Below are 17,987 nucleotides of genomic sequence, written 5' to 3'. Positions count from 1 at the left end.
CGGTGGGGGTTGGTGGCGCAGCGCCAAAAAGTTGACGCGCGGTTCCCCTCTCCCGTGTGGGTGAGGGGTGAGGGGTGAGGGTGCTCCAGTTCCGCAGAGGGCTCAGACCATCCCGCTGCCAGCACGACGGTCGGTGCTTCACGCGGAGGCGTCACACCCTCACCCCTGCCCCTCTCCCGCTCGGGAGAGGGGATCCCGCGACCTATTCTTGATACACTGTCGAACGACGCGATTACTGCAGCAGCTGGAACTTGCCGCCCTTCATCACCAGCACCACGACGCCCGAGGTGTCCGCCGGATCGCGGCTGTCCGAGAACGAGAACGGACCCATCACGCCGGTGTGCTTCACCTTGATCAGCGCATCCTTGATCTTCTCGGAGTCGGGCGCGCCGGCCGCGTCGATCGCCTTGGCGACGATGAACAGGGTGTCGTAGGCCTGGGCCGCGAACTGGTCGGGCAGGTCGCCGCCGTACTTGTCCTTGAACGCGTTGACGAAGGCCTGGTTGGCAGCGTCCGGCTTGCCGATGAACCACGGGCTGCCGACGAGGGTGCCGTCCGCCGCCTTGCCGGCGATGTCGCCGAGCTTGGGCGAGTTCAGGCCGTTGCCGCCGATGAAGAACACCTTCTCGGGGATGCCGAGCTGGCGCGCCTGGAGCTCGATGCCGGACGCCGCCTCGACCAGCGCCGACAGGACGATCGCGTCGGGGTTCAGCGCCTTGATCTTGGTGAGCTGGGCCGAGAAATCCGAATCCTTCGAGCCGAAGGTCTCGGTGGTCAGGGTCTCGATGCCGAGCTTCTCGAGCGAGGCCTTCATCACGTCGTAGGCCGACTTGGTGAAGGCGTCGTCGTTGCCGTACATCACGGCGACGCGCTTGATGCCGAACTTCGTCTGCGCGGTCTTGAGCGTGACCGGGATGACGTCGGCCTCGGGCAGCGAGGTGCGGAAGACGTAGGGGCCGATCGCCGTGATGCCGTTGGCCGTCGTCGAGGTGCCGACGATCGGCACCTTGCGCTCGTTGGCGACGGGGCCGGCCGCGAACATCTCGTTCGACAGGGTGGGGCCGAGGATCAGCGGAACCTTGTCGCGGCCGATGAGCTTGCGGGCGGCGTTGAGCGCCTGCTCCTTGGCGCCGGCCGAATCCTCGTAGGCGAGGGCCAGCGGCCGGCCGCCGAGCACGCCGCCGGCCTTGTTGATGTCGGCGAGCGCGAGGTCGAAGCCGCGCTGGATCGCGATCCCGTAGCGGCTGTTCGGCCCGGTCAGGATCTCGATCGCGCCGAGCTTCACCGGCGTCTTGTCCTGCGCCTGCGCGCCGGTCAACGGCCCCCCCAGCAGGCTGCTTCCCAGCAGTGCCGCCGCGAGCAGCACTCTCCTCGACATCGACCGCATCCCGGTTCCTCCTCGCATCCGCTGTTTCTGGTTGGCCGGCGCCGGATCACGTTCGCCCGCCGGGCTCCGGCACTGGAATCGAGAAGCGCCTTAAAGCACTGGGGAGCGGCGGTAAATCGATTCCGATGGCCCGCCCATGCGGGAACGGCCCCGCCGGGTGGCGGGGCCGTTCCGATCCCATGCGACAGAACGAGGCTCAGATCATCGTCCGACGACGCGGATCCCGGCCCGTCGAAGCCGATGCGGCGAACTCGAAGATGCAGAGCGCTGTCCGATTGCAGCGCGATCGGGCAGGGCTCTAGAGCGCGCGGTCGAAGCGCAGCTCGCCGGCCTGGCTCTTGATGACCAGCTGCGAGCCGACGAGGTCCCACTGGCCCGAGGTGCGGAGCGCCGTCAGGAACTGCATCTCCGAGGCGCCGACCGCCTTGTCGCAATTGCGCTTGGTCAGCGCCAGCGGGCCGACCGCCAGGTGCTGCTCCTTGAGCGGGAAGGCGGTCGCCGCGAAGGTGTTGCAGCCGCCGAAGCCGCGGGCGCGGTACTGCTTGTCGATGATGAAGCTCGGCCGCTCGGCGCCGGCGAACGGCTTGCCGTTGAGGCTCACCGCGGTCCAGGTCGAATCGAGCGGGAAGACCTTCTCCTGCGCCTTGGGCGGCGGGATGTATTGCGGCGTGTTGGCCTTGTCCCGGTTCTTCTGGCCGTAGCCGAGCATGTTCTGCGCCGAAGCCTGCGTGGCCGACGCCAACAGCGCGACGGCACCGGCGGCCAGCGCAACCTGCATCGCCTTCATCGCAATCCCCATCTGCATCGTCATAATGGTCGCGGACCCTAAAGAGGCACCTCCCGGCCCGCAACCCTGGCCGCGGGGAAGGCCGCCTCCCATCGGCATCTTGCCGACGACTGTTGCATTTATGCGGCAAGCTTGACCATAATGTGGCACGACTCGCGAAACCTTGCCGATGTGGCAACGAAAGCGGAGCCTCGCCGTTAGCCCAGGCGTCGGGGACGGCGCCAACGATCCGAGAGGCGCCGCACGCGGCGCCAACGATCCACGAGACAGCGGAGACGGCTCTCAGTGAACGGTGGAGACGACATCACGGCGGCGCAGCTGCGCCGGGCGCGGGACCTGCTGGGCTGGTCCGAGGACGCGCTGGCCCTGCGCGCCAACGTCGACGCGGCGAGCATCCGCCAGTTCGAGGAGGGCCATTACCCACCCTCGCCGGAGCAGCGGGCCGCGATCCGCGGCGCCCTCGTGGCCGCCGGCATCGAGCTGACGAACGGTGCCGATCCGGATGCCCGGCTGCGGCCGGAGGATGCACTGGACAAGGGCATCCACCCGAGCGAGCTCACCACCGAGAACGACCGCTGACGGGAGCGCGACGCGGCCGCAGTCCGGCCGCGTCGCGCTCCCGGCGGTGCCGTCTCTTCGATGGCGGATATCTGTCACAGCCTGATAAAATCACAAGTTGTAATCATATAGTTCTTTCAATGCCGTTGAGTAAATTGAATTTTTAATATTTAGAACCGAATTCTCGCGAGCGGGATGAACGCCGCCGCGCGAGGAAAAATGTCCTTACGATTTCCGATCACTGCGAGGATCACCTCGGTTACCGGCCTCCTCAGCCTGCTCGCCGGCGCCGCCCTGTGGTACTCGACCTCGCAGATGACCGTGATCGCGGCCCGCTACCAGCATTTCGTCGAGCACGAGAGCCGTGGCGCCGCCGATGCGCGACGCGCGAACCGGTTCTTGTTCGAGGCGGGCTACGATCTCGACCGCGCTTTGGCCGCTCCGGATGCCGCGACCCGGCAGTCGTACCTCGCCGCGTTCGACGGCGCCCAGGTCGGGCTGCGGCGGATCCTGACCGATTTGCCGGCGCTGGAGCCGGCCTTCGCGACGCGGATCGCCGCCCGGGCGGCCGAGATGGACCGCTTCATGGCGGAGGGCCTCGCGGCGCGCCGGATGATCGAGGCGGGCGACACCGCCCGGGCCGCCGCTCACGTCCGCCAGGTGGTCGATCCGCTGATGAAGACGGCGCATGAGAATATCGGCGCGCTGGCCAGCGACATCGTCGCCGCCGTCGAGGTCGAGGCCGGCCAGATCGCCGCCGACACCGCCGCCGCGCACCGGACGAACCTCCTGCTCGCCATCGTCATCCTGGTGGTGGGCTTCACCGTGGCGATGCTCCTGTCGGTCCTCGGCATCACCCGCCCGCTCGGCCGCCTGATCGGGGCGATGGAGCGCATGGCGCGGGGCGAAGTCGAGGCGCGCCTCGCCGAGACCCGGCGGGGCGACGAGATCGGGTCGGTCGCCCGCGCGGTCGAGGGGATCAAGGCGATGGTGGCCCACAAGGCCGCGGAGGATCTCGAGCGCGGACAGGACGCCGCGGCGACGTCCGCCCGGGAGCGCCGCCGCCTGCTGCTCGGCCTCGCCGACGCGTTCGAGCGCGAGGTCGGGAGCATCTCGGGCGAGATCGCCTCGGCCTCCGCCGGGCTCCAGGAATCCGCCCGGACCATGACCGCGACCGCCTCCGCCGCCGCGAGCCGGTCCACCACCGTCGCGGTCGCCGCCGACCAGGCCGCCGCGAACGTCCACACCGTCGCGGCCGCGGCCGAAGAGCTTGGCGTATCGGTGCAGGAGATCGGCCGCCAGGTCGACGGCTCGGCCCGGCTCGCCGAGGCGGCGGTCGCGGAGGCCGCCCGCACCGACGAGGCGGTCCATGGGCTCAGCCGGGCCGCCGCGCGCATCGGCGACGTCACCGCGATGATCTCGACGATCGCGGCCCAGACCAACCTCCTGGCGCTCAACGCCACGATCGAGGCGGCCCGGGCCGGCGACGCGGGGCGCGGCTTCGCCGTGGTGGCGGCCGAGGTGAAGGCGCTGGCCGACCAGACGACGCGCGCCACCGACGAGATCGCCGGCCAGGTCGGGGCGGTGCGCGAGGCGACCGGCTCGGTGGTCGCGGCCATCGACGGGATCGCCGGCCGCATCCGCGAGATCAGCGGCGTCGTCGCCGCGATCGCCGCAGCGGTGGAGGAGCAGGACGCCGCGACCCAGGAGATCGTCCGCAACGTCACCCAGGCGGCCACCGGCACCGGGGAGGTCACCGGCAATATCGGCGGCGTCGCGGAGGCGGCGGAGGGGACCGGCCGGGCCGCGGCCCAGGTTCTCGACGCCGCCACCGGCCTGTCGCGGCAATCCGACCGCCTGAGCGCCGAGATGCGCCGCTTCGTCGAGACGATCCGCGCCGCGTGACGCCCGCGCACGCCGTCATGGCGCGCCGGCGACGGCGGCGGCGACCGCCTCGACGAGGCCCGGGGCGAGGGGAAGGGCCGGATCCCTGTAGGCCGCAATGTTCGCGGCCCGGTCGTCCGCGGCGACCGCCTTGAAGACGTGATTGGCCTCCGGCAGCAGCACGAGGCGCGAGGCCGGGTTCGCCCGGTGCAGCGTCTCGGCGTCGGCCCGGCCGACCTGAAGGTCGAGCCCGCCCTGGAGGATCAGCACCGGCCCGCGCAGTCCGGCGATCAGCGCAGCGGGATCGACCCGCAGCAGGCTGATCAGGAAATCCTGCACCTCGGGCCGGAACAGCGGCCGCAGGACCGGGCTCACGCTGTCCACCCGCTCGCCGCGCTCGAGCCGCGCCAAGACGCCCAGCGCCTCGTCCATGAGGCCCGCATTGGCCGGGTTGGCGGCGAGCTGCTCGCGCAGGACCGCGCCGAGCGGCCGGCCGGGCGCCGCGGCCAGGATCACCCCAGCGAGGCCGAGGGGGCCGCCCGCCGCCGCGGCCAGGGCGACCAGCCCGCCCTCGCTGTGGCCGAGCAGCCAGACCGGCGCCGCGGCCTCGCGCCGGCGGATCTCGGCGATCCAGGCCCGGACATCGTCGACATAGTCGCCGAGCGTAACGGCATTGGGATCGGAAGCGGCCGGCCGGCTCCCGAACATGCCGCGCTTGTCGATGCGGAGCGAGGCGATCCCGCGCTCCGCCAGCCCCTCGGCGAGGAGCCGGTAGGTGCCCGCCGCCACCCCGCCCGGGTTGTTGCCGTCGCGGTCGGTCGGGCCGGAACCGGGGACGATCAGGACGACCGGCGCGCCGGGCGCCGCCGGCTGCCACGTGCCTTCGAGCAGGCCGCCCGGCCCCCGCGCGTGAAGATCGACGGCTGGCGCGGCTGACATCGCGTGCATCTCCGGTGAGACGTGACGCGGCCGTAGCATGGCGCGTCAGCCGAGCGCGAGGGCCTTGAGGTCGAAGCCGGGATCCGCGGCCTGGTCGGGAGTCGGGGACCGGCCGGCCTGCAGCAGGCGGCGGGCGATCATGTGGTCGGCCGGGCGGTTGAGCGATTCGACGCCGGCCAGCCGCCCGCCCCGGTAGCAGAACATCGAGACCCCGCCCCGCTCCGGGTCGCCCCGGCGCACGGCGAGGTCGTGCGGCTGGCACAGGCCGGCGATCTGGAGCTTGAGCGGGCCCTGGTCACTCCAGAACCACGGCACCGCCGTGAAGGCGGCGGGCCGGCCGGTGAGGCGGGTGGCGACGCAGCGGGCGCCGTCGACGGCATTCTGCACCGATTCGATCCGCACCCGCGCGCCCTCGGCGTGGGGCGAGGGGAAGCTGGCGCCGTCGCCGATCGCCGAGACCGCCGGATCCTCGGTCGCCAGCATCGCGTCGACCGCGATCCCGTTCTCGACCCGCAGGCCCGCCGCGGCCGCCAGCTCGGCGTTCGGCACCACTCCGATGCCGACGAGGACGAGGTCGGCCTCGATCTCGGACCCGTCCGCGAGGGCGACCGCCCGGGCGCGGTCGGGCCCGACGATGCCGGCGACCGCGCTGCCGAACAGGAACCGCACCCCGGCCGCGACGTGGGACGCCTCGATCGACGCCGCCATGCCGGCCGAGACCGAGCGGGCGAGGGGCCGGTCCAGCCCCTCGATCACCGTGACCGGCACGCCCGTCTGGGCGCAGACCGCCGCGAATTCGAGCCCGATGAAGCCGGCCCCGACCACCGCGACCGACCGGGCCCCGGCGAGCGCCGCCTTCAGCGCGTCGGCATCGGCGAGCGTGCGCAGCTGGTGCACGCCGGGCAGGTCGGCGCCGGGCACGGGAAGCGGGCGGTTGCGCGAGCCGGTCGCCAGGACGAGGTGGTCGTAAGGGACCGCCTCCCCCGAGGCGAGGCGGAGCCGTCGCTCGGCCCGGTCGATCGCGATCGCCCGCTCCCCCGCACGCAGGGTGAGCCGGTGCTCGGCGAAGAAGGCGTCCGGCCGCAGCGAGAGGCCGGACGCGTCGGTCTTGCCGAGCATGTAGGCCTTCGACAGCGGCGGCCGGCCGTAGGGCAGGCCCGCCTCGTCGCCGACGAGGGTGACCGGCCCGGCATAGCCGTTCTCCCGCAAGGAGGCGCCGAGTTGAAAGCCGGCCTGGCCGGTGCCGACCACCACGATTCCGTTCATGGACACGACATATCCCGGAAGCCGCGACGCCGTCGAGCGTGGGCGTCGCGCGCCGCCGCGACCCCTCGCGCGCCGCAAAGGCGCCGGCTCACCAGGCGACGCAGAGCTTGCCGAAATGGCGTCCGCTCTCCTGGTGGCGGAAGGCTTCGGGCAGCTCGTCGAAGCCGTAGCTGCGATCGATCACCGGGCGGATCCCGGTGCGGTCGAGGGCCGCGACGTAATCCTGCTGCTGCCGCCGGCTGCCGACGATCAGGCCCTGGAGCCGGGCCTGCTTCGCCATCAGCGCGGCGGTCGGCACCTCGCCGGCCCGGCCGGTGAGCACGCCGATCAGCGCGATGTGGCCGCCGACCCGGACCGCCTCGATCGACTGCGCCAGGGTGCCGGGCCCGCCGACCTCGACGACATGGTCGACGCCGCGCCCGCCGGTCCAGTCGCGCACCTGCCGGCCCCAATCGGGCTGGGTGCGGTAGTTGACGGTGTGGTCGGCGCCGAGAGCCCGCACGCGCTCGAGCTTGGCGTCGGAGGAGGAGGTGACGATCACCGCCGCCCCCATCGCCTTGGCGATCTGCAACGCCGCGATCGAGACGCCGCCGGTGCCGAGCGCCAGCACGGTGTCGCCGGCCTTCAAGCCCCCATCGCCGACGAGCGCCCGCCACGCCGTGAGGCCCGCCGTGGTGATGGTGGCCGATTCGGCAAAGCTCCAGCCGCGCGGGGCATGGGTGAAGGCGCCCGCCGGCCGCACCGCATGGGTGAGGGCGAAGCCGTCGATCCCGTCGCCGGGCACCTGCGCGAAGTTGCCGACCGGGGTCTGGGGCGGCCCGTCGGCCCAGTGCGGAAAGAAGCAGGACACGACCGCGTCGCCGGGCGCGAACGCGGTGACGCCGTCGCCGACCGCCTCGACGATCCCGGCCCCGTCCGACATCAGGATCCGGCCATCGGCGGCGGGGGAGCGCCCGCCCGCCACCAGCAGGTCGTGGAAATTGAGCGAGGTCGCGTGGATCGCGACCCGGATCTCGCCGGGTCCGGGCCGCCCGGGATCGGGCCGCTCGGCGATCTCCAGGCGGTCGAGGCCGCCGGGCTGTCGGACGACGAAGGCCTTCATCCTCTCCTCCTGACCGGTCGCCGCCGCGGGCGGCGGATGAGGGTAGGGGGACGGAGGTAGAACGGGGGAAGGGGGATTCGAGCCGAGGGATGCGGTTTTTCGGGAGCGCTGCCATGCCGATGTCGTCCGGCGGCGTGCCTTGGCCCGACCCCATCGTGACGCCGCCGCCGCATCGCTGTGAGGCCCTGCACCCGAAACGCTCCGGGCGCGTTGTCGGGGCTGACGCAATGTCATCGGGAGCAGTCGCATGAGCGGGAATTCGCGCCCCACCGTGGTGGTGACCGGCGGGAGCGCCGGGGTCGGGCGCGCAGTCGCGGTCGCGTTCGGGCGCCGGGGCTGGAACGTCGGCATCGTGGCGCGGGGCCGGGCGGGCATCGCCGCGGCGGTCGAGGAGGTCCGGTCGGTCGGCGGCCAGGCGCTCGGCTACCGGGCCGACGTCGCCGATCCGCGGGCGGTCGACCGGGCGGCGGACGCCTTCGTCGAGGAGTTCGGCGGCATCGACGTCTGGGTCAACAACGCCATGGTGACGGTCTACGCCGAGGTCGAGCAGATGACCGCGGAGGAGTTCCAGCGCGTCACCGACGTGACCTATCTCGGCCAGGTCCACGGCACGCTCGCGGCTTTGCGCCACATGCGAAACGCGGATCGCGGCACCATCGTGCATGTCGGCTCGGCGCTCGCCTACCGGTCGATCCCGCTGCAATCGGCCTATTGCGCCGCCAAGGCGGCGGTGCGCGGCTTCGTCGACAGCCTGCGCACCGAGCTGCTGCACCATCGGAGCCACATCCGCCTCACCATGGTGCAGCTGCCGGCGGTGAACACGCCGCAATTCGACTGGGCCCGCTCGCGCCTGCCGCGCAAGCTCGAGCCGGTGCCGCCGATCTTCCAGCCCGAGGCGATCGCCGAGGAGATCATCCGCGCCGCCCACGACGCGCCGCGGGAATTGTGGATCGGCACCCCGTCCTGGCTCGCGATCTTCGGGGCGCAGGCCGCCCCCGCCCTCACCGACCACTACCTCGCCCGCCACGGCTACCGCGGCGAGATGACGTCGCAAGCCGCGCAGAAGGGAAGGCCCGACAACCTGTTCGACCCGGTCGATGCCCGACGCGACCATGGTGCCCATGGCCGGTTCGACGCGCGCGCCAAGGGGAGCGTCGTCGCCGCCGATCCGATGTGGCTGCATATCGGCCTGATCGCGGCGGCAGGGCTGGTCGGCGGGACGGCGCTCGCGGCGGCAAGACGCAGCGGGCGGCGTTGATCGAGCCGGCCCGCCGCTCGACAGCCGGCGGGCCCCCGGTCAGCCTTGCCTCACGCATGGGAGGACGGGATGAGTCTGAGTGGCCTGGATTTCGGACAGGAGTTCCGGCGCCTCGCCGACCAGGGCGAACGCGAGAGCACGACCGTTCTCGGCGGCGTCGCGGTCCGGCTGGTGCGGGTGGCCGGCGGCGGCGAGGGCCGCTGGGACCGCCACGACCGGACGACCGAGACCGTCATTGTCTGGAGCGGCGATTTCAGCGTCGAGTTCCGCGACCACACGCTCCATCTCGGCCCCGGCCAGTGCTGCGTGGTGCCGGTGGGCGCCGAGCACCGGGGCCGGTCGCGGGAGGGGGCGGAGGTGATCCTGTTCACGGCGGCGGGGTGAGCGGCGGTTTCGATGCGTGGTCGGGGGTATTCCCGACCGCTCGTCGTCGGCCTTCCCTGCCTCGGATGCCCGAGGGCCTGTCGGAGCGCGCCGGCCATTCGCCGCTCGGTCCCGCACCGCCACGGCGTCCGGCGCATCAGCGCCGGCACCCGTCCGGGCTTGCCTTGCGCCTTCGAACCGATCCGTTCGAAGGCGCGGCGGTGTCAGTACCGCGCCGGCACGTACATCGCGGCCGGGATCGGGCCGCGGACGTAGTCGGGATTGCGCACCCGCTCGGGCAAATGGACGGGCGGGCGCTCGACCGTGCCGTAGGGCACTTGTTCCAAGAGGTGGCTGATGCAGTTGAGGCGGGCGCGCGGCTTGTCGACGGCATCGACCACCCACCACGGCGCCTCCGGGATGTGGGTGCGGGCCAGCATGTCCTCCTTGGCCCGGGTGTAGCTCTCCCAGCGCCGGCGCGACTCGACGTCCATCGGGCTCAGCTTCCACTGCTTGAGCGGATCGCGGATGCGCATCTCGAAGCGGTGGGCCTGCTCGGCATCGGTAATCGAGAACCAGTACTTCACCAGGACGACGCCCGAGCGCACCAGCATGCGCTCGAACTCCGGCACCGCGCGGAAGAACTCCTCGACCTCCGCCTCGGAACAGAAGCCCATGACGCGCTCGACGCCGGCGCGATTGTACCAGGAGCGGTCGAACAGCACCATCTCGCCGCCGGTCGGCAGGTGGCTGACGTAGCGCTGGAAGTACCACTGGCCGCGCTCGCGCTCGCTCGGGGCGGGGAGGGCGGCGACGCGGCAGACCCGCGGGTTGAGACGCTGGGTGATGCGCTTGATGACCCCGCCCTTGCCGGCGGAATCGCGCCCCTCGAACAGCACCACGAGCTTGAGCCTGTGGGTGTGGACCCAGTCCTGGAGCCGGACCAGCTCGTGCTGGAGGCGTAGCAGCTCGCGGAAGTAGATCCGGCGGTCGAGCGCCGGCCCCGTGCCCTCGGGCGGCGGGACGAGCCCGGCCAGGCGCTCCTCCTCGATCTCGAGCTCCAGTTCCTCGTCGTAGGCCTCCGCGATCTCGCGCCGCAGCGCCTCGATCACCGCCGATTGCCGCGACGCCTCGAACTCGTCCATGGCCGACCCACCCCTCTCTCGTCCCGGGTTCGCCTTGAAGCAGCGGCGCATGACAGCCGTGAGAAGCGCCGGGCCTCGCAGCGCCGGCATGCCGGGGACGGCGAGAACGGCCGCGCCGCGCGATACCGTCAGGCTTGCCTTGTCAGTCAGCTTCGAACCGTTAAAAAGAAACAGTCCACTCCGAATACGGGGCCACGTCCCGACAATGAAGACCGATCAGACTATATCCCTGACCGAATCACCCGTGCCGACCAGCTCGTTGTCCCGCCATATTCTCGGAGACCATCTTCGTCAGTCTCTGCAGGATTACTTCACGCCGACCGGGCAGGCGGCGCTCCCGGCGCGTCTTGCCGAGTTGCTGGCGCGGTTCGAGGCAGTGCTGGCGGCACGGGGAGAGGCGATCAGCTTCGACTTCCGTAACGCTCTGATGGCAGCGCTGCCGGCCCTGCGCACCTTCGGCCTCTCGCTGTCGCACGATGGGGTGCGGGCCGACGATCTGGTGCAGGAAACCTGCGCCCGGGCCTGGGCCAACCAGCATCGATTCCAGCCCGGCACCAACTTCACCGCCTGGCTGTTCACGATCATGCGCAACCAGTTCTACACGGACCTGCGGAAGGGGCGCCGGGAAGTCGAGGACGGCGACGGGTTGCTGGCCGGTCAACTGGCGGCCCCCGCCGACCAGGACCATGCCAGCACCCTGCGGGTGGTCCAGGAGCGGATGCAGGCCCTGCCCGAGGCCCAGCGCGAGGCATTGCTGCTGATCGGCGCCGAGGGCTTCACCTACGAGGAGGCGGCGCTCCGTCTCGGCTGCCAGGTCGGCACGGTGAAGAGCCGGGTGAGCCGGGCCCGGGCGGCGCTGCTGACGGCGCTCGGCGAGGTGACGGAGCAGTCATCCGCAGGACGCGGGCGCCTCGGCGGGAATCGAGGGGGAGAGATGGTGGGGGAAGTAGGACTCGAACCTACGAAGGCATAGCCAGCGGATTTACAGTCCGCCCCCTTTGCCGCTCGGGACATTCCCCCACGCTGCCGTCACCGGCAGGAGCCGCCGCGTCGGCGGCGGGTTCTTAGATGGGGCGGCCCGCCCCTGTCAAGGTGAGCACAACCCCAAACGGTTCCCAAGACAGGTGCCACGAAGCACCGCGATCAAGGGAGGATGCTGAAAGACGAAATGGTGGGGGAAGTAGGACTCGAACCTACGAAGGCATAGCCAGCGGATTTACAGTCCGCCCCCTTTGCCGCTCGGGACATTCCCCCACGCTGCCGTCGCCGGCAGGGGCCGCCTCTCGGCGACGGGGCCCTTATGGTGGGGCGGCCGGGGGGTGTCAAGCCGGATACAGACCCGGGTCGGATGGCAAATCCGGGTCGGCCGCGCGCGGTTGCTCAGCCGGCCTCCGCCACGTCGCAGAGACGCAGCTCGACGCGGTCGGCGCCGCGCCAGCGGTCGCGGGAGAGGGTGCCGGCGGCGTGGACGTCGCGGCCGATATGCGAGAGCAGGAGCCGCCCGACCGGCGACTCCGCCGCCCGGAACGCGATGGCGCCGACCGCGACGCCGTCCCGGCCGCGCAGCTGCGCCTTGACGTGGCCGGTGCCGACGACCCGTGCATCGGCGACCCGGTGGCAGGCCAGCGCGAAGACCGGCTCCGGCGCGCCCTGGCCGAACGGGCCGGCCCGCTCGACGGCATCGGCCAGGTCCGGCTGCACGCCGCCGGCCGAGACGAGACCGTCGACGAGCAGCGCCTCGCCGAGGCGCGCCTCGGCCACCGAGGCCGCGAGGTCGCCGGACAGCGCCTCGCGGAAGCGGTCGAGGTCGAGGGCGGCGAGCGTCACGCCCGCCGCCATGGCGTGGCCGCCGCCCTTGGCGGCGAGCCCGGCCTCGACGCAGGCCCTGACCGCCCGGCCGAGATCGGCACCGGGGATCGAGCGGCCGGAACCGGTGGCGGTACCGTCCTGGCGCAGGGCAAAGGCGAAGGCGGGGCGGCCAAACCGCTCCTTCAGCCGCGCCGCGATCAGCCCGACCACACCAGGATGCCAGTCCGGGCTGCCGACGACGAGAACCGGCTGGTCGGGATCGCGCTCCAGGCGCATCCCCATCTCGGCCTCGGCCTCGGCGACGGCGGCGGCCTCGATCGCCTGGCGCTCGCGGTTGAGCAGGTCGAGCTGGGCGGCGATGCCGGCGGCCTCGATCGGGTCCTCGCAGAGCAGCAGCCGGGCGCCCAGCGTCGAATCGCCGATGCGCCCGCCGGCATTGATCCGGGGACCGAGCAGGAAGCCGAGATGCCAGGCCTGCGGCGCCTCCGACAGGCCGGCCGCGTCGAGGAGGGCGGCGAGCCCGCGCCGGCCGCGCCCGCGCATCACCGCGAGGCCCTGGCGCACGAAGGCGCGGTTGAGGCCGTGGAGCGGCACCACGTCGGCAATGGTGGCGAGCGCCACGAGGTCGAGCCCGGCCATCAGGTCGGGAATCGCGAGGCCGTCGCGGCGCAGGCGCCGGTTGAGCGCCACCAGGGTGAGGAAGACGACGCCGGCGGCGCAGAGATGGCCGAGGCCCGACAGGTCGTCGAGGCGGTTCGGGTTGACGACGGCCCGGGCCTGGGGAAGCACTTCCGGCGCGCCGTGATGGTCGAGCACCACCACGTCCATCCCGAGGCGGGCGGCCTCGGCGAGGGGCTCGTGCCCGGCGGTGCCGCAATCGACGGTGACGAGGAGCGTCGCGCCCTCCTCGGCGAGCATCCGCACCGCCGCGACGTTGGGGCCGTAGCCCTCGGTGATCCGGTCGGGGATGTGGAGCCGGTAGGGCACGCCGAGGTCGCGCAGCGCGCTCGCCAGCAGGGCGGCGCTGGCCGCACCGTCGACGTCGTAATCGCCGAAGATCGCGACCTTCTCGCGCGCCTGGATCGCGGTGGCCAGGCGGTCGGCCGCCGCCTCCATGTCGACCAGCACCGACGGGTCGGGCATCAGGTCGCGCAGGCGCGGCTCAAGGAAGCCCGGCACGGCGTGCAGGTCGACCCCGCGCCCGGCCAGCACCCGGGCCAGCACCTCCGGCAGGCCGTGCCCCTGCGCGATGGCGACCGCCAGGCTCTGCGCCGGCGCCGAGGCGCAGCGCTCGTGCCAGGGCCGCCCGAGGGCGGAGCGGTGAACGTCGAGGAGCGGGCGGGGCAGATCGAGGAGCATGGACACGGGGCGGAGTGTAGCGGGATTCGCGGGCGGGCGCTGCCGCAGCCGGGCGACACCTGTGGGTCGATGTCCCGCCTCATGGCGGAAGGGCGCCGCCTTAACCCTCCCCCCTCTGCGGGGGAGGGTGGCCCCGGAGGGGGCCGGGAGAGGGGACGCCGCTTCCGGAAAGGTCGCGCATTCCATGAAGGGCGCCACCCCGATCAGCGTCGCGCTGCCCCTCTCCCGGCTCGCATCCGCTCGCCACCCTCCCCCGCCGAGGGGGGAGGGTTCACCTACGCGCCTGTCAAAGAAAAAAAGCGGAGCCCGAGGGCCCCGCTTCTCCGTTCCAGGGCTCGAAGCCCCGTCTCGTCCACCCCTCGCGGGGTGTTCCGCATCAGAAGTTCTTGACGATCTCGTCGACCACCTTCTTGGCGTCGCCGAACAGCATCATGGTGTTGTCGCGGAAGAACACCTCGTTCTCGACGCCCGCGTAGCCGGAGCCCATGCCGCGCTTGATGAACAGCACGGTCTTGGCCCGCTCCACGTCCAGGATCGGCATGCCGTAGATCGGCGAGGCCGGGTCGGTCTTGGCGGCCGGGTTGGTGACGTCGTTGGCGCCGATCACGAAGGCCACGTCGGCCTGCGGGAACTCGCCGTTGATGTCCTCCAGCTCGTGCACCTCGTCGTAAGGCACGTTGGCCTCGGCGAGCAGCACGTTCATGTGGCCCGGCATGCGGCCCGCCACCGGGTGGATGGCGTACTTCACGTCGACGCCGGCCTTCTTGAGCTGGTCGGCCATCTCGCGGAGCGAGTGCTGGGCCTGCGCCACCGCCATGCCGTAGCCCGGCACGATGATGACCTTCTCGGCGTTCTTCATGATGAAGGCCGCGTCGTCGGCCGAGCCCTGCTTGACCGGCCGGGTCTCGACCTGGCCGCCGCCAGCGCCGGCCGCCGCGGCGTCGCCGCCGAAGCCGCCCAGGATCACCGAGATGAACGAGCGGTTCATCGCGTGGCACATGATGTAGGACAGGATCGCGCCCGACGAGCCGACCAGCGCGCCGGTGATGATCAGCGCGAGGTTGCCGAGCGTGAAGCCGATGCCCGCGGCCGCCCAGCCCGAATACGAGTTGAGCATCGAGACCACGACCGGCATGTCCGCGCCGCCGATCGGGATGATCAGCAGGCCGCCGAGCACGAAGGACAGGATCACGATCAGCCAGAACAGCAGCTTGCTGCCGCCGCCGATGAAGCCGGCGAGCAGGGCCACCAGCACCACCGCGAGCACGATGTTGATGACGTGGCGCTGCGGCAGCATGATCGGCTTGCCCGACATGCGGCCGTCGAGCTTCAGGAACGCGATCACCGAGCCGGTGAAGGTGATGGCGCCGATGGCGACGCCGAGGCCCATCTCGAACAGCGACTGCTTGTGGATGGCACCGTTCTCGATGATGCCGAAGGCCTGCGGCGCATAGAGCGCGCCGGCCGCCACCGCGACGGCCGCGAGGCCGACGAGGGAGTGGAAGGCCGCGACGAGCTGCGGCATCGCGGTCATCGGCACGCGCTTGGCGATCAGCGCGCCGGCGCCGCCGCCGATGCCGAGGCCGAGGATCACCAGGAACCAGGCACTGGCGCCGGCCGGCGGATGGCCGACCAGCGTCGTCAGGATGGCGATGCCCATGCCGATCATGCCGTACAGGTTGCCCTGCCGGGAGGTGGTCGGGTGGGACAGGCCCCGCAGCGCCAGGATGAACAGGACGCCGGAGACGAGGTAGAGGAGCGAGGAGACGTTCTCCGACATCGCCTCAGGCCTTCTTCTTGTACATGCTGAGCATGCGCTGGGTGACGAGGAAGCCGCCGAAGATGTTCACGCTGGCAAAGACCAGGCCGATGAACCCGAAGAAGCGGGCCCAGCCGGTGCCCTTCTCGATCAGCGGGACGCCGACGGCGAGGAGCGCGCCGACCACGATCACCGAGGAGATCGCGTTGGTGACGGACATCAGCGGGGTGTGGAGGGCCGGGGTCACCGACCAGACCACGTAGTAGCCGACGAAGATCGCCAGCACGAAGATCGCGAGGCGGAACACGGTCGGGTCGATGGCGCCGTGGGTCGCGGCGGCGACGCCGTGACCGAGGCCGTCGGCGATGATCGCCGCCTGGTCGGCGGCGCGGGCGGCGATGTCGGCCGCGTTGCGGGCGGCGGCGGCGGCGGCACGCGCCTGCTCGGCCGCCTGGTCGGGGGGAAGGGTGGCCATGAGGTCTCCTCCGATTGCGGGCGAGCGGCCTTAGGCCGCCTTGGGCTGGAAGTTCGGGTGGACGACGGCGCCGTCGCGGGTCAGGCAGGTCGCCTTGACGAGCTCGTCGTCCCACTTCACCGCCAGCGCCTTCGAGGCCTTGTCGACCAGGGTCTCGACGAAGGCGTAGAGGTTGCGGGCGTAGAGGCTCGACGAGGTGGCGGCGAGGCGCCCCGGCACGTTGGCGTAGCCGACGATCTTGACGCCGTTCTGCGTCTCGACGACCTCGTCGGCCTTGACGCCCTCGACGTTGCCGCCGCGCTCGACCGCGAGGTCGACGAGGACCGAGCCCGGCCGCATCGCCGCCACCATGTCGGCGGTGACGAGCTTCGGCGCCGGCCGCCCGGGGATCAGCGCGGTGGTGACCACGATGTCCTGCTTGGCGATGTGGCTCGCCACGAGCTCCGCCTGCTTCTTGCGGTACTCAGCCGACATCTCCTTGGCGTAGCCGCCGGCGGTCTCGGCCTGCTTGAACTCGTCGTCCTCGACGGCGACGAACTTGGCGCCGAGCGACTCGACCTGCTCCTTGGCGGCGGGCCGCACGTCGGTGGCGGTCACCACCGCGCCCATGCGGCGGGCGGTGGCGATGGCCTGGAGGCCCGCGACGCCGGCGCCCATCACGAAGATGCGGGCCGCCGGGACGGTGCCGGCCGCGGTCATCATCATCGGCAGCGCCCGGCCGTACACGGCGGCGCCGTCGACGACGGCGCGGTAGCCCGCGAGGTTGGCCTGGCTCGAGAGCACGTCCATGACCTGGGCGCGGGTGATGCGGGGCATCAGCTCCATGGCGATCGCCGACACGCCGGCATCGGCCATCGCCTTGACCTCGGCCTCGTGGCCGTAGGGATCCATGATGGCGACCACGATCGCGCCGCGCTTCAACGCCGGCAGCTCGTCGGCGCCGGGGCGGCGCACCTTGAGGACGACGTCCGCGCCCTCGGCCGCGGATTTGGCGTCGGGCGCGATCGAGGCGCCGACGGCCTCGTAATCGGCGTCCGGCACGCCGGCCTTCAGGCCCGCGCCGGACTGCACCGTTACCTCGGCCCCGAGAGCCTTATACTTCTTCACCGTTTCCGGGACTGCCGCGACCCGCGGCTCCGCCGGATCGGTCTCGGATAGGACCGCGATCCGCATTCAGACTTCCTTTGGTCGATACACGGCGCGGTGCGCCGATCCCCCCTGAGGGTCGGCATGTACAAGGCCACGCCTGCCCCACAACTGTAAAGCCGTTCCCTCGCGTGAGGGAACGGCTCCGGTTACAAATCTTTAACGATTAAGTCACGCACAATTTATATGCGCTGTGGAGAAAGGGCGGGCAGGCCGCCCGCCTCCTAGTAGAATGCGAGCAGCACGGCGAGCAGCGCCGCCACGGCCGCGGGGGCGCGCCAGCCGATCGCCGGGGAAAGGGCGCCGACCGCTCCGGCGGCACCGCCGAGCACGACACCCACGATGGCGGTGATCCAGGCCTCGCGCACGCCGCCGACGGCGAGGGACAGGACCCAGCAGATCACGACGCCGGTGGCGATCTCGACGAAGGTGACGAAGCCCCGGTAGGTGGCCTCGTGGGTCGGGCCGTCCATCTCCGGGCTGTAGGCGGAGTCGGTGGCGTGATCGATGTTGGCCATGATGCGGTAGACCCCGTCTTGTGCTCGTTGGCCGGGCTTTAGCGCATGCCCAAGGTCCCGGCAATCGGCCGATAGGCGGGCCGGGCGCCCGTGACGGCAGCACCCGGTTCGGCGACAAATCCTTGGCGGGGCTCGCGTCTTCGGCACGGAGAGCGGTCCGGACCGCGATCCGGGACCGTCATGGAGCACAGGCCGGAGGTGCGGATCCGCACCTTTTTCCGGTTCCAGGCTG

At 71.7% G+C, this 17,987-nt stretch carries 16 protein-coding genes and 2 tRNA genes; 5 read left to right on the top strand and 13 right to left on the bottom strand.

Features of this window, described 5'->3' with window-relative positions:
• Positions 1 to 232: 232 nt before the first annotated feature.
• Both FF100_RS04515 and FF100_RS04510 read right to left on the bottom strand, forming a co-directional pair.
• Entirely contained in the window at positions 233 to 1,378 is a 1,146-nt protein-coding gene (locus FF100_RS04515) for an ABC transporter substrate-binding protein (RefSeq protein WP_246101922.1), read from the bottom strand.
• 307 nt (positions 1,379 to 1,685) lie between these two features.
• Positions 1,686 to 2,198: an META domain-containing protein gene (locus FF100_RS04510; protein ID WP_425463278.1), complete on the bottom strand. Its 513-nt coding sequence runs from the start codon at positions 2,196 to 2,198 to the stop codon at positions 1,686 to 1,688.
• Between the two features lie 261 nt (positions 2,199 to 2,459).
• Between FF100_RS04510 and FF100_RS04505 the strand changes: the two genes are divergently transcribed.
• Positions 2,460 to 2,753: a helix-turn-helix domain-containing protein gene (locus FF100_RS04505; RefSeq protein ID WP_139034388.1), complete on the top strand. Its 294-nt coding sequence runs from the start codon at positions 2,460 to 2,462 to the stop codon at positions 2,751 to 2,753.
• 198 nt (positions 2,754 to 2,951) lie between these two features.
• Positions 2,952 to 4,637: a methyl-accepting chemotaxis protein gene (locus FF100_RS04500; RefSeq protein WP_139034387.1), complete on the top strand. Its 1,686-nt coding sequence runs from the start codon at positions 2,952 to 2,954 to the stop codon at positions 4,635 to 4,637.
• Positions 4,638 to 4,652: 15 nt separating this feature from the next.
• Here FF100_RS04500 and FF100_RS04495 read toward each other — a convergent pair whose 3' ends face one another.
• The 3 genes from FF100_RS04495 to FF100_RS04485 form a co-directional block, all read right to left on the bottom strand.
• Entirely contained in the window at positions 4,653 to 5,555 is a 903-nt protein-coding gene (locus FF100_RS04495; RefSeq protein ID WP_246101921.1) for an alpha/beta hydrolase, read from the bottom strand.
• Between the two features lie 45 nt (positions 5,556 to 5,600).
• Entirely contained in the window at positions 5,601 to 6,821 is a 1,221-nt protein-coding gene (locus tag FF100_RS04490; protein WP_139034885.1) for an NAD(P)/FAD-dependent oxidoreductase, read from the bottom strand.
• A gap of 88 nt (positions 6,822 to 6,909) precedes the next feature.
• Positions 6,910 to 7,923 carry a zinc-dependent alcohol dehydrogenase family protein gene (locus FF100_RS04485; protein ID WP_139034385.1) on the bottom strand — a complete coding sequence of 338 codons (1,014 nt, stop codon included), beginning with the start codon at positions 7,921 to 7,923 and terminating at the stop codon, positions 6,910 to 6,912.
• Between the two features lie 247 nt (positions 7,924 to 8,170).
• Between FF100_RS04485 and FF100_RS04480 the strand changes: the two genes are divergently transcribed.
• Both FF100_RS04480 and FF100_RS04475 read left to right on the top strand, forming a co-directional pair.
• A complete protein-coding gene (locus tag FF100_RS04480) occupies positions 8,171 to 9,181 on the top strand; it encodes an SDR family oxidoreductase (RefSeq protein WP_139034384.1) in 1,011 nt (336 codons plus the stop codon).
• Positions 9,182 to 9,250: 69 nt separating this feature from the next.
• Positions 9,251 to 9,565 carry a cupin domain-containing protein gene (locus FF100_RS04475; RefSeq protein ID WP_139034383.1) on the top strand — a complete coding sequence of 105 codons (315 nt, stop codon included), beginning with the start codon at positions 9,251 to 9,253 and terminating at the stop codon, positions 9,563 to 9,565.
• A gap of 203 nt (positions 9,566 to 9,768) precedes the next feature.
• Here FF100_RS04475 and ppk2 read toward each other — a convergent pair whose 3' ends face one another.
• Positions 9,769 to 10,689 carry a polyphosphate kinase 2 gene (ppk2, locus tag FF100_RS04470; RefSeq protein ID WP_139034382.1) on the bottom strand — a complete coding sequence of 307 codons (921 nt, stop codon included), beginning with the start codon at positions 10,687 to 10,689 and terminating at the stop codon, positions 9,769 to 9,771.
• A 259-nt stretch (positions 10,690 to 10,948) separates the two neighbouring features.
• Here ppk2 and FF100_RS04465 point away from each other — a divergent pair, with 259 nt between their 5' ends.
• Positions 10,949 to 11,662: a sigma-70 family RNA polymerase sigma factor gene (locus tag FF100_RS04465; protein WP_246101920.1), complete on the top strand. Its 714-nt coding sequence runs from the start codon at positions 10,949 to 10,951 to the stop codon at positions 11,660 to 11,662.
• On the opposite strand, the gene FF100_RS04460 is transcribed toward FF100_RS04465, so the two are convergent.
• The 7 genes from FF100_RS04460 to FF100_RS04430 all read right to left on the bottom strand — a co-directional run bounded on the left by FF100_RS04460 (position 11,625) and on the right by FF100_RS04430 (position 17,755).
• A tRNA-Tyr gene (locus FF100_RS04460) sits at positions 11,625 to 11,709 on the bottom strand. The two genes, FF100_RS04465 and FF100_RS04460, sit on opposite strands and share 38 nt — an antisense overlap.
• A 149-nt stretch (positions 11,710 to 11,858) precedes the next feature.
• Positions 11,859 to 11,943: transfer RNA gene (locus tag FF100_RS04455), tRNA-Tyr, on the bottom strand.
• A gap of 126 nt (positions 11,944 to 12,069) precedes the next feature.
• Positions 12,070 to 13,857 (bottom strand): single-stranded-DNA-specific exonuclease RecJ, encoded by a 1,788-nt coding sequence (gene recJ, locus FF100_RS04450; RefSeq protein ID WP_171070050.1) that lies wholly within the window; start codon positions 13,855 to 13,857, stop codon positions 12,070 to 12,072.
• Between the two features lie 376 nt (positions 13,858 to 14,233).
• A complete protein-coding gene (locus tag FF100_RS04445) occupies positions 14,234 to 15,637 on the bottom strand; it encodes an NAD(P)(+) transhydrogenase (Re/Si-specific) subunit beta (protein ID WP_139034379.1) in 1,404 nt (467 codons plus the stop codon).
• 4 nt (positions 15,638 to 15,641) lie between these two features.
• Positions 15,642 to 16,091 (bottom strand): proton-translocating transhydrogenase family protein, encoded by a 450-nt coding sequence (locus tag FF100_RS04440; protein WP_139034378.1) that lies wholly within the window; start codon positions 16,089 to 16,091, stop codon positions 15,642 to 15,644.
• Between the two features lie 30 nt (positions 16,092 to 16,121).
• Positions 16,122 to 17,264, bottom strand: a complete 1,143-nt coding sequence (locus tag FF100_RS04435; protein WP_139034377.1) for a Re/Si-specific NAD(P)(+) transhydrogenase subunit alpha — start codon at positions 17,262 to 17,264, stop codon at positions 16,122 to 16,124.
• A 197-nt stretch (positions 17,265 to 17,461) separates the two neighbouring features.
• On the bottom strand, positions 17,462 to 17,755 hold the full coding sequence (locus FF100_RS04430; RefSeq protein ID WP_139034376.1) for an aa3-type cytochrome c oxidase subunit IV: 294 nt from the start codon (positions 17,753 to 17,755) through the stop codon (positions 17,462 to 17,464).
• Between the last annotated feature and the right edge of the window lie 232 nt (positions 17,756 to 17,987).

This window comes from Methylobacterium terricola, from assembly GCF_006151805.1.
In the GTDB taxonomy this organism is placed as follows: Bacteria; Pseudomonadota; Alphaproteobacteria; order Rhizobiales; family Beijerinckiaceae; genus Methylobacterium; species Methylobacterium terricola.
Note: the sequence above shows the minus strand (reverse complement) of the source record. Positions and strands in the feature narration are given on the sequence as shown.